Raw genomic sequence first — 10,973 nt, forward strand, 5'->3', positions numbered from 1 at the left:
CTTTGTACCCTCTTTTCCCCGAATAATAATACCTGCTATTCTAGCACATCTCGAATTAAACAAACAACTGATTGCGCGGCAATCCCTTCGCCTCGGCCCGTGAAACCAAGCTGTTCGCTCGTCGTTGCTTTCACATTCACCTGGTTGATATCGGCTTCCAATGCTTCAGCAATGATATCGACCATATGCGGAATATATGGCGCCATCTTCGGCTTCTGGGCAATGATTGTTGAATCTGTGTTGCCTAGTTTATAGCCTCTGTCCTTGGCCAGCTGCCAAACGTGCTTAAGCAGCACCAGACTATCTGCATCCTTAAACTCCTCCGCTGTGTCCGGAAAATGCTTTCCGATATCGCCTAAACTTAATGCTCCTAATATCGCATCGCTGATGGCGTGAAGCAACACATCGGCATCCGAGTGTCCCAGCAATCCTTTTTCATAGGGAATCGTAACACCCCCAATAATACATTTGCGGCCTTCAACCAATTGATGCACATCAAATCCTTGTCCTACACGAATCATCGCTGTCCCTCTTCTCTAACGTTGTGTAAAATCCATTCCGCCCATGGCAGGTCTTCCGGGGTCGTAATCTTAATATTATAGTAGTCCCCTTCTACCACATGAACCGTAGTACCTAATCTCTCCACCAGCATCGCATCATCCGTTCCTATAAAGGAATCCCGCTGAGCCTTCTCATGGGCTTCCTGTAAAAGGGTAAGCCGAAAAGCTTGCGGCGTTTGGATTGCCCACAAGCTTCGTCGATCCGGTGTAGATTGAATCTGCTTCGCATCATTCACGATTTTTATCGTATCCTTGACTGGTACAGCAAGTACAGCTGCCCCATGTTCCTTCGCTTCTGCGATACACCCAAACACATGTTCGATATTTACAAAAGGCCTAACACCATCATGTACGAGTACCCACTCCGTATCCTTCTGCAAGGCGTCCAGCCCCCGTTTAACCGAGTCTTGACGTTCTGCGCCCCCTGCTTCCACATGAGTGACTTTGGAGAGCGCATAGTCCTGTACATAGCCTCTACAGCGATCTACGTCATCTCTCCCAACAATCAGAATGATTTCGTCCACGATCTGTATGTTTTGAAATAATTGCAAGGTATGTACCAGAATTGGCTTCTGTCCCAGTTGTAAGTATTGTTTGCTTTCAGCCGTTCGCATACGCGAGCCCTTGCCCGCTGCTACAATAACAACCCCTAGCTTCCCCATAAGTTCCCCGCCTTAAAGCTTTCCCACGGAAAGTTTCTACGTAAACATAGGCTATCCAGAGCTATGTTACATCTCCCTATCATACTGGTTTTACTGTGCTTTTTCCAATAATTTCGGTTTAGCGAAAATCATTCTTCCCGCTGATGTCTGCAAGACACTTGTGACCATCACTTCCAGCGTCATCGAAATGAAATCACGACCGCCCTCAACCACAATCATCGTACCGTCATCCAAATAGGCAACTCCTTGACCATGTTCTTTGCCATCCTTGATGACTTGAACAATGATCTCTTCACCCGGCAGCACAACAGGCTTAACGGCATTGGCAAGATCGTTAATATTCAGCACGGAAACCCCTTGCAGCTCACAAACTTTATTAAGATTAAAATCGTTCGTAATTACTTTGCCTTGCAGCACTTTCGCAAGACGAACAAGCTTGCTGTCGACTTCTGAGATTTCTTCGAAATCACCTTCGTAAATCAATACTTTAACCTCAAGCTCTTTTTGAATTTTGTTCAAAATATCGAGACCTCGTCGACCACGATTTCGTTTGAGCAAATCCGAGGAATCTGCAATGTGCTGAAGCTCTTCCAAAACAAATTCCGGTATGACCAGCGTGCCTTCGATAAAACCCGTTTTGCAGATATCAGCAATACGGCCATCAATGATTACACTGGTGTCAAGAATCTTATGTTCCTCATAAGGGCGGTGTGTCTGCTTCTCCGGTCCCCCAGATCGGCTCTTTACAATGATCTGAACAATCTCTTCTCGCTTACTGTATCCGATACGAAAACCCATTATCGCAAGTACGGCTGAAACAAGAAATGGCAAGAAGGGTCCCGCCCACTTCACTTGCTCCAAAACAGGGTACACCAAAACCGAAATAACCAAACCAATGACAAGCCCCGATGTACCGGACAGTAAATCGGATACCGGGATATCTACGACATTCTGTTCACCTTTCATTAACAGTTTCATTCCCTGATTAGCAATCCAAGCTGAAACGAAAAACAAGACCACAGCACATAAAACATTAGCCAAGAACACTCGTTCGCCATCACCTAAATATCCAGTAGTTCGAAGGATTGTATCGCTCCATCCATAACCTAAACTACTACCCATGATTGCTAAAATGATCTGTACCCATTTCCTCATCATAGACTCACCTCCACATCAACAATGTTCAAGCCTTATTACAATTATGTTCCAAATTATCCATCGCTAATCACTTCTTTACATGGAAAATTGAAAAATTAGAGGGCTTCCATTATAATGAAATGGAAGTTACCAACACACCCGAGGTGGATGGAATGAGCTCCTTGACTTTAAAGCAGTTCCAAGATCAAGTATCTGAATTGTTGCTCCGTCACCGAAGTTTACTTGACGTCTTATCCAAGTTCCAACAATCAGGAGCAGCAGCTAATCGTTCCGTCGTGAAATCGATTACAGAATGTGGATGTATCCAGGTTCATGCAGGAAAGCAGGCTTATCATTCAGAAATGACTTTGGATGAAGCCAAAGATGTTCTAGGTACACACGTATCCGGGCATCTATGTGAAAACTGCATTGAGGCCGTTAGCAGCGAACTAGGAAGAAACCTTTTCTATATGTCCGCTCTAAGCAATATTCTGGATGTTAATTTGGAGCAAGTCGTTGAGAACGAATCGAAGAAATGTACGACACTTGGACTTTTCAACATGTCATGAAGATGCAAAAAAGCATTTATTTTCTCTGAGCGATCAGAAGAAAATAAATGCTTTTTATTTTCGGTACTTTAGCTAGACATCGGATTTAACAGAATGTTTATCATCGACGCCACGTCTTTTGTTCTTTCTCCGCAAGCGAATGAAGATCCCATCAACGTTTTTTTTTAGGCCGTACAACGCATAGAGAAGCAGCGGTACGAAAATCATTTTGGAAATAGACTCTGGCCATTTAATTGCAATCAGAATAGCAGCAGCTACAATGATCGGAGTCACCCAAATTGCAGCTTTCGGAATACCCGCTTTTTTGAAGTTCGGGTATTTCACCGTGCTGACCATTAAGTAGGACAACAGAACGGTGCTTACAAGCAGCACGTATACATTAATCTCGTTAACAAACAAAGCCAACGTACACAATACGCCACCGGCAGCTGGAATTGGCAATCCGATAAAATAGCCCGGTGTGCCTGCAACAACATTGAACCTAGCTAAACGAAGAGCTCCACAGATTGGGAATATCGCGGTTACAATCCAAGCAAACGCTGGGCTAACTACACTTGCATCGTTAAAAGCAACCACATACATAATAAATGCAGGCGCTACACCGAATGAAATAACGTCAGAAAGAGAATCAAGTTCTTTACCGAACTCACTCTGCGCATTTAAAGCTCTTGCCACACGTCCATCAAGTCCGTCAAGTAACATGGCCACAATAACAAGTACCGCTGCACGTCCAGCTTGACCATTAAAGACAAGAATGATTGACAGAACACCTAGGAATAAGTTCCCTACTGTAAAAAGACTGGGAATTGATTTTGTTAACATGAGTTTTTGTCCACCTCTGGATTTACTATACCCTAATCTTGACTTAATAAAACCTCAACAATGATACTTTATGATTGTATCCACTTTAAATATGTCTGTCAATGAAGACTTGTTCCTGGATTCTTTTGAGACCCTCTTTTATCGCTCGGGCTCTCACTTCTCCGATTCCATCCACTTCATCCAATTCCTCAATCGTGGCCATCATCATATGTGGCAAATAGCCAAATTTCTCAACAAGATTGCCAATAATGATGGATGGAAGCCTTGGAATTTTGCCCAGCATCCGGAAACCACGAGGAGATACGGGCTCTTCTGCAATAGAATTCGTGTGTGGATAACCAAGAAGTCGGATGATTTGGTGGGGCTCAAGCAGTTCATCTGAAGATAATCGTTTTAGGCCGGCTTGCATTTCCTTTACACGATCCTCCGATAAATCGCGCACATAATCTTTTACGAGAAGACGCGCTTCAAGTTCCGCATTCCCAACAAGTTCTTCGAGCTGCATACTAATGAGTCGACCTTCATTACCGAGTTCATTGATATAACGGTTGATTTCGGCCTTAATTCGTAAAACCATTTCAAAACGGGCAATCACGTTAGTCACATCATGCAGCGTTACTAATTCCTCAAATTCGGAAGCGCTCAGATTTGTCAGAGATTGGTCAAGCACAACTTTATATCTTTCTAACGTCTGAATCGCTTGATTGGCTTTAGTTAAGATCACTCCGATATCTTTCAGTGCATAACGCAGGTTGCCCTGATATAGGGTAATAACGTTTCGCCGTTGGGAGATGGAAACCACTAGTTTGTTCGTCTGCTTCGCAACTCGTTCAGCTGTCCGGTGTCGAATTCCGGTTTCCGAAGATGAAATAGACGAATCAGGAATTAATTGTGTGTTCGCATATAATATACGTTTGATATCTTCACTAAGGATAATCGCGCCATCCATTTTGGCAAGCTCATATAGATAATTTGGAGAGAAATCACAATCAATAGAAAAACCGCCATCTACGATATCCATGACCTCTGCACTGTAACCGACGACAATCAGTCCCCCTGTTTTGGCACGAAGGACATTTTCTAAACCATCGCGAAACGCTGTGCCAGGTGCTACCATTTGCAGCAATTGACTCATGACATCACGCTTTATTTCTTCTTTACTCATCATTTTCCTCCCGAGGGTTGCAGGTTGTTAAGGTCAATGAGTTAACTCAGCGCCGCTGCAAGTGCCTCTGCCACCGTGTTGACTCCGATTATTTATAAGCGAAGGGGATGCGCCCACTCCTAAAAATTCTTCTTTGGGATACCGAACACCACATCATTAGATCAATCGGATAATCCTTGAAACTAACTACAATAACAAATGATACTGATTTACCGGAACCTTGGAGCGTTCCTTTCCCTTTAACTATTCTCATAAAATGAGTTGTGCATTCCCTAACTTTACGACAGTACTTGGCATCGAAGTCAGTGAGGATACACCGTCAGAGGGGTGAATTGACCAAAAAATCAGGGTCCATGTTTAATTGCAAAGGCGACATAAAGCATGGGAGATGAAGCGTTTAACCCATCAGCACGAAGCTAAGGCTGTTTCATGAATTCTTCACCTGATATATTAAGCACTTTGTGCTGTACTTGCGTTAGGTCGACTTCCCCTTCTATATGTATGATGGGAATTGGCTTTTCTTTCGTTCTTGGAGCAGAAGAATTCATTTCCTGTGTCCGATAGACCGTTTCACTTCGACGACTCCAAACTATCTTCCTGACAACAAGCATATCCTAAAGAATCTTTGGCTTATGACGTAAGTGACTCCTCAACATCATTCCGAATATTTTGGCTATCCTTACCATTTAAAGTTTACCATTTTTACGTGGGTGGTGAAAGGGCTGAGGCAAATAAAAAGCATTTTGCTGCACCCTAGCGGATGGAGCAAAATGCTTTTTGGCCTGGTTACTTGGCTGTTACGCCTTCACCCTTGAGAACGACGAGCTCGCCTTCATTTTCATCAATGGTCAACGAGTCGCCTTTCGCGATGTTTCCTCTGAGAAGTTCCTCAGATAAACGGTCTTCGATATGCTTCTGAATCGCTCTGCGGAGCGGTCTTGCACCATAAGTCGGATCGAATCCTTCTTTGGCAAGGAATAGTTTGGCTTTATCCGTAAGGGCGAAATCCACTTCTTGCTCCTTCAGACGTTTGCGAAGATCATCGGCCATCAAGCTTACGATGCGAGCAATGTGCGCTTCATCCAAGGAGTGGAACACGATGATTTCATCAATCCGGTTAAGAAACTCAGGACGGAAGCTTTTCTTCAACTCGCCCATGACTTTGTCCTTCATGTTGGTGTAATCTTTACCCGCATCAAGAGCAGCCGTAAAGCCAAGTGAAGAATTTTTCTTAATCAAATCGGCGCCTACGTTCGATGTCATAATAATTAATGTATTACGGAAATCTACCGTGCGGCCTTTGGAATCTGTTAAGCGGCCATCTTCAAGCACTTGCAAGAGGATGTTAAACACTTCAGGATGCGCTTTTTCGATTTCATCGAGCAGTACGACGGAGTACGGTTTACGACGAACTTTTTCAGTAAGTTGACCACCTTCTTCATACCCTACATATCCCGGAGGCGCTCCTACTAAGCGGGAGGTAGAATGCTTCTCCATGTACTCGGACATATCGATCCGAATTACCGCGTTATCATCGCCGAACAAGGATTCGGCAAGCGCACGCGCTAATTCTGTTTTACCAACACCCGTTGGTCCAAGGAAAATGAAGGAGCCCATTGGACGCTTCGGATCTTTCAGACCCGCTCTGGCACGGCGAATTGCGCGGCTAACTGCTTTAACAGCTTCTTCTTGTCCAATTACGCGTTCATGAAGAATTTCTTCCATTTTCAGCAGACGTTCCGTCTCTTCTTCAGCCAGCTTGCTGACTGGGATCCCCGTCCAACTCGCTACAACTTGTGCGATATCTTCCGGAGTTACTTCCGTATCGAGACGACCTTGTTTTTCTTTCCACTCGTTCTTCGTTGTATCAAGCTCTTCACGCAGCTTCTGTTCGGTATCGCGTAAGCCTGCTGCTTTCTCAAACTCTTGACTTTGAACCGCAGCATCTTTCTCTTTACGAATATCTTCCAGCTTGTTTTCGAGTTGTTTCAAAGATGGCGGTACTGTATAGGAACGAAGTCTTACTTTGGAGCTTGCTTCATCGATCAAGTCGATGGCTTTGTCCGGAAGGAAACGATCCGGAATGTAACGATCCGACAATTTAACAGCTTCGGTTATTGCAGCGTCCGTAATTTTCACACGATGATGAGCTTCATAACGATCGCGCAGCCCGTGAAGAATTTGAATCGCCTCTTCAGGTGATGGCTGATCTACTGTAATAGGTTGGAAACGACGCTCTAAGGCCGCATCCTTCTCAATATACTTACGATATTCATCCAACGTTGTTGCCCCAATGCACTGCAGCTCGCCTCTGGCAAGAGCCGGCTTCAATATGTTCGAAGCATCAATGGCACCCTCTGCTCCACCTGCACCGATCAATGTATGAAGTTCATCGATAAACAGAACAATGTTGCCTGCTTGACGAATCTCATCCATAATTTTTTTGAGTCGGTCTTCAAACTCACCGCGATATTTGGTTCCTGCGACAACGGAACCCATATCCAAAGTCATAACTCTTTTATCTTTCAACGTTTCAGGGATTTCATTATTAATAATCTTTTGTGCCAAGCCTTCAGCAATCGCTGTTTTACCTACACCTGGTTCGCCGATCAGAACTGGATTATTCTTGGTTCTGCGACTCAATACTTGAATGACACGCTCAATTTCTTTGCTGCGTCCAATGACGGGGTCCAAATGGCCCTCTTTCGCGTACGCGGTTAGATCTCTTGCTAGCCCATCCAATGTAGGCGTGTTCACATTCGGATTACTGCCGTGACTAGGAGATACAGTCTCGCTGCTTCCAAGCAACTGCAAAACTTGCTGACGCGCCTTATTCAAGGATACGCCCAGGTTATTCAAAACTCGTGCTGCGACGCCTTCGCCTTCGCGGATAAGTCCGAGTAAAATATGTTCAGTCCCCACATAAGTGTGACCTAATTTTCTTGCTTCGTCCATGGAAAGCTCAATGACTTTTTTCGCTCTTGGTGTATAGGCAATATTGGTAGGCTGTTCTTGTCCTCTGCCAATGAGAGATTCGACTTCGTCTTGAATTTTTTCAAGACCTAGACCTAATGCAACAAGCGCTTTGGCTGCGATGCCTTCACCTTCACGAATAAGTCCGAGTAAAATATGCTCGGTACCGATATTATTATGTCCCAATCGAACCGCTTCCTCTTGTGCAAGAGAGAGCACCTTTTGCGCACGTTCTGTAAATCTGCCAAACATCATAGAGAACACCTCCAAAATTAGTATATCTATGGAAATCCTAAAGGATGAATCTATTTTACATACGAAACTAAAAATTAAATTCGGCCGAATCTTTCACGAATCAACTCGGCTCTTCGGATATCTCGTTCTTCCGGCGTTAATTTCTCCCCTGCATATTGCTGAAGAAATCCGGGTTGAGTCATAACTAACAGCTCATTCAACACATCGGACGAAACGTTATTGATGATATCAAGGTCAATTCCTAACCGAACATCAGACAATCGCTGAGCTGCTTCCTTAGAATCCATGATGCCCGCATAGGATAAAATCCCATAAGATCTATTGACACGATCTATGATCCGCATTCTGGATTCTTGGATCAGCTTATGCCTAGCGGCACGCTCATGCTCAATAATTTGCCTTGCTACACTATATAAATTATCGATAATCTCTTCTTCGGACTGGCCAAGCGTAATTTGATTCGATATTTGAAACAGATTACCTAATGCTTCGCTGCCTTCTCCGTATAATCCTCTAACTGTCAACCCAACTTGCGTAACCGCGGATAAAATACGATTAATTTGTTGACTTAAGACCAAAGCAGGCAAATGCATCATGACGGAAGCACGAATACCGGTTCCAACATTTGTTGGACAGCTGGTTAAGTAGCCTCTTTTTTCATCATAGCCATAATCCATTTGTGTTTCAAAAATATCATCGATCTGATTGGCTAAATCCCACACTTCTTTTATCTGAAAACCCGGACACAAACATTGTATGCGAAGATGATCCTCTTCGTTGATCATAATACTGATGGATTCATTTCGCTTAAAATAACGGCCCCATTCCTGGATTCGTTAGCTAAATTCGGGCTAATTAAATGCTTTTCAACCAGAACCATTCTTTCCAGTTCGTTCAGATCTGACAATGGAATAAGCGAAAAGTTACTTATCGTTTCTAGCTCGTCATTCTCCATAACTCCGGATAGCTGTTCCAGTACTTCCTGCGATTGCTGATTCGTTGCTAACATCGGATAAGGATAGTCCCTGAGGTTGCGTGCAATGCGGATCCGACTACTGATGACGATATCCGACTCAGGTCCTTCACCTTTCATCCATTCACTCAATGCATCTCCTGTAAAGCGCTGTAGGGTCAACCGAATCACACCTTCCCCAAAAACTTACGTGCCCGCAATTTTCTTCTCAATCTCACGAATCTGATCTCGTATCTTCGCAGCCTGTTCGAACTCTTCACCCTCAATACAAATCATCATATCTTTCTTAAGCGTATCAATTTCACGCTTCGATTGAATGATGCTGCCACTGCGTTTAGGCACTTTACCCACATGTACGATATTCCCATGAACACGTTTGAACAGAGGATCGAGCTTTTGAGAAAAGCTTTGATAGCAAGATCCGCATCCAAACCGTCCTAGTTTGCTGAACTGTGAATACGTAAGTCCACAGTTCTCACACCGAATGGATTGAGACTTTGCCGCGGACACGGATGTCGGTTCGAAATCAAGTAACCCTGATAAAAGATTATGAATTGAAAAACCATTGGAGGTTCCTGGAATCATTTCGCCCTTTTCACGAGCGCAATTTTCACAAATGTGGAACTCGTTCTTTTCTCCATTCACAATCTTTGTAAAATGAAGAGTCGCCGGTCGTTTCCCGCATTCCTGACAAATCATTTCGTATGCCTCCTCATCTGCTAAGTAAGGAAATCAGCATTGCTTTGAGAATCTTAGCCCGAATTTCATCGCGCAGCGGGAGCTTGAAGGTCAACACATCTCTGGATATCGCTGCCCGAATCAGGTTAGCTTCTCGAACTGAAATATAGTGACCCTCCTGTAGCTGGTATATGAGTCCTTCTGAAGTGACTTGATCAATATCTGTATGAATCGTGCGAAAGATATGATCGAGAATAGATCCGTGGCTTTTGAGTTCAATCTTCTGGATACGAATATATCCGCCGCCGCCCCGCTTGCTCTCAACAACATACCCCTTCTCCAAAGTAAATCGTGTACTTATAACATAATTAATTTGGGAAGGCACACATTGAAATTGATCAGCCAGATCGTTACGTTGAATCTCGATGGCTCCTTCTGAACTTTGCTGCAGAACATGTTTCAAATACTGCTCAATAATTTCCGAAACATTACGCATCAATTCATCCTCCCAGACTTCTAGAAGTAAATTGACTTTGACTTTCTTTGACCTTAACTAGATTATAATCATTTCCTTTCTTTTTGACAAGTACTGCTCTTTAAAATCCATTAATCTGCAATCGTCCGTAATCCATCAGTCATACGTATGCCTTACTATTGTTGACCTTCCCTACAGTTTTATTCGAAGTGCCAACAAAAAGCCCCTTCTGCTGCTTGAAATGCAAAAAGAACCTTATCCGGTTAATCTGGATAAGGTTCTTACAAGTGCTTGGCAACGTTCTACTCTCCCAGAACCCTGCGGTTCAAGTACCATCGACGCTGGTGGGCTTAACGGTCGTGTTCGAGATGGGAACGCGTGGGTCCCCTCCGCCATCATCACCAAACTAAGAGTTTTGCGAAAGCAAAACTTACTTCGAAAGCCTAAGCTCTCGTCAAAGCGTGGTTTGCGCCTTGAAAACTAGATACGAAACGTTGCGTAAAGTTAGATTTGCTTAGGTTTTCTTGCCCTTAGGGGTTAAATCCTTTGGGCCCCGTTAAAGTACTTGAGTCCACTTCGGAGCTCTTCATCACTTTAATGGGAAGTGGTTAAGCCCTCGACCGATTAGTATTCGTCAGCTGCATACGTTGCCGCACTTCCACCTCGAACCTATCAACCTCGTCGTCTACAAGGGGTCTTACATA

General features: G+C 43.9%; 9 protein-coding genes, 2 rRNA genes and 1 pseudogene. 1 reads left to right on the forward strand and 11 read right to left on the reverse strand.

Annotation, left to right across the window (positions count from 1 at the left end; translation table 11 throughout):
- Positions 1-35: 35 nt before the first annotated feature.
- The 3 genes from ispF to FU659_RS21335 form a co-directional block, all read right to left on the reverse strand.
- Complete coding sequence (gene ispF, locus FU659_RS21325; protein WP_147949396.1) at positions 36-521, reverse strand: 2-C-methyl-D-erythritol 2,4-cyclodiphosphate synthase; 486 nt, start codon at positions 519-521, stop codon at positions 36-38.
- On the reverse strand, positions 518-1,222 hold the full coding sequence (ispD, locus tag FU659_RS21330) for a 2-C-methyl-D-erythritol 4-phosphate cytidylyltransferase (RefSeq protein WP_147949397.1): 705 nt from the start codon (positions 1,220-1,222) through the stop codon (positions 518-520). The genes ispF and ispD overlap by 4 nt, the downstream gene beginning before the upstream one ends.
- A gap of 90 nt (positions 1,223-1,312) precedes the next feature.
- Positions 1,313-2,380, reverse strand: coding sequence for a PIN/TRAM domain-containing protein (locus FU659_RS21335; protein ID WP_147949398.1), 1,068 nt, complete (start codon positions 2,378-2,380; stop codon positions 1,313-1,315).
- Positions 2,381-2,532: 152 nt separating this feature from the next.
- Between FU659_RS21335 and FU659_RS21340 the strand changes: the two genes are divergently transcribed.
- The gene (locus FU659_RS21340) at positions 2,533-2,928 is read left to right on the forward strand and encodes a DUF1573 domain-containing protein (RefSeq protein ID WP_147949399.1); all 396 of its coding nucleotides are present in this window, start codon (positions 2,533-2,535) and stop codon (positions 2,926-2,928) included.
- A 72-nt stretch (positions 2,929-3,000) separates the two neighbouring features.
- Here FU659_RS21340 and pssA read toward each other — a convergent pair whose 3' ends face one another.
- The 8 genes and pseudogenes from pssA to FU659_RS21380 all read right to left on the reverse strand — a co-directional run.
- Positions 3,001-3,750, reverse strand: coding sequence for a CDP-diacylglycerol--serine O-phosphatidyltransferase (pssA, locus tag FU659_RS21345; RefSeq protein ID WP_147949400.1), 750 nt, complete (start codon positions 3,748-3,750; stop codon positions 3,001-3,003).
- Between the two features lie 85 nt (positions 3,751-3,835).
- Positions 3,836-4,915: a DNA integrity scanning diadenylate cyclase DisA gene (gene disA / locus FU659_RS21350; protein ID WP_147949406.1), complete on the reverse strand. Its 1,080-nt coding sequence runs from the start codon at positions 4,913-4,915 to the stop codon at positions 3,836-3,838.
- A gap of 786 nt (positions 4,916-5,701) precedes the next feature.
- Positions 5,702-8,143, reverse strand: coding sequence for an ATP-dependent protease ATP-binding subunit ClpC (gene clpC, locus FU659_RS21355; RefSeq protein ID WP_147949401.1), 2,442 nt, complete (start codon positions 8,141-8,143; stop codon positions 5,702-5,704).
- 74 nt (positions 8,144-8,217) lie between these two features.
- A pseudogene (gene mcsB, locus FU659_RS21360) lies at positions 8,218-9,236 on the reverse strand (protein-arginine kinase McsB).
- 66 nt (positions 9,237-9,302) lie between these two features.
- Positions 9,303-9,815, reverse strand: coding sequence for a protein-arginine kinase activator protein McsA (gene mcsA, locus FU659_RS21365; protein WP_147949402.1), 513 nt, complete (start codon positions 9,813-9,815; stop codon positions 9,303-9,305).
- Positions 9,816-9,828: 13 nt separating this feature from the next.
- Positions 9,829-10,290, reverse strand: a complete 462-nt coding sequence (locus tag FU659_RS21370; protein ID WP_147949403.1) for a CtsR family transcriptional regulator — start codon at positions 10,288-10,290, stop codon at positions 9,829-9,831.
- Positions 10,291-10,558: 268 nt separating this feature from the next.
- Positions 10,559-10,675, reverse strand: a 5S ribosomal RNA gene (gene rrf / locus FU659_RS21375).
- Between the two features lie 198 nt (positions 10,676-10,873).
- Positions 10,874-10,973, reverse strand: a 23S ribosomal RNA gene (locus FU659_RS21380); the annotation flags it as partial.

Source organism: Paenibacillus sp. N3.4 (assembly GCF_008017805.1).
GTDB lineage: Bacteria > Bacillota > Bacilli > Paenibacillales > NBRC-103111 > Paenibacillus_E.

Coding starts and splice junctions, on each gene's coding strand:
- ispF (WP_147949396.1), bottom strand. CDS start 521: ATGATTCGTGTAGGACAAGGATTTGATGTGCATCAATTGGTTGAAGGC.
- ispD (WP_147949397.1), bottom strand. CDS start 1,222: ATGGGGAAGCTAGGGGTTGTTATTGTAGCAGCGGGCAAGGGCTCGCGT.
- FU659_RS21335 (WP_147949398.1), bottom strand. CDS start 2,380: ATGATGAGGAAATGGGTACAGATCATTTTAGCAATCATGGGTAGTAGT.
- FU659_RS21340 (WP_147949399.1), top strand. CDS start 2,533: ATGAGCTCCTTGACTTTAAAGCAGTTCCAAGATCAAGTATCTGAATTG.
- pssA (WP_147949400.1), bottom strand. CDS start 3,750: ATGTTAACAAAATCAATTCCCAGTCTTTTTACAGTAGGGAACTTATTC.
- disA (WP_147949406.1), bottom strand. CDS start 4,915: ATGAGTAAAGAAGAAATAAAGCGTGATGTCATGAGTCAATTGCTGCAA.
- clpC (WP_147949401.1), bottom strand. CDS start 8,143: ATGATGTTTGGCAGATTTACAGAACGTGCGCAAAAGGTGCTCTCTCTT.
- mcsA (WP_147949402.1), bottom strand. CDS start 9,815: ATGATTTGTCAGGAATGCGGGAAACGACCGGCGACTCTTCATTTTACA.
- FU659_RS21370 (WP_147949403.1), bottom strand. CDS start 10,290: ATGCGTAATGTTTCGGAAATTATTGAGCAGTATTTGAAACATGTTCTG.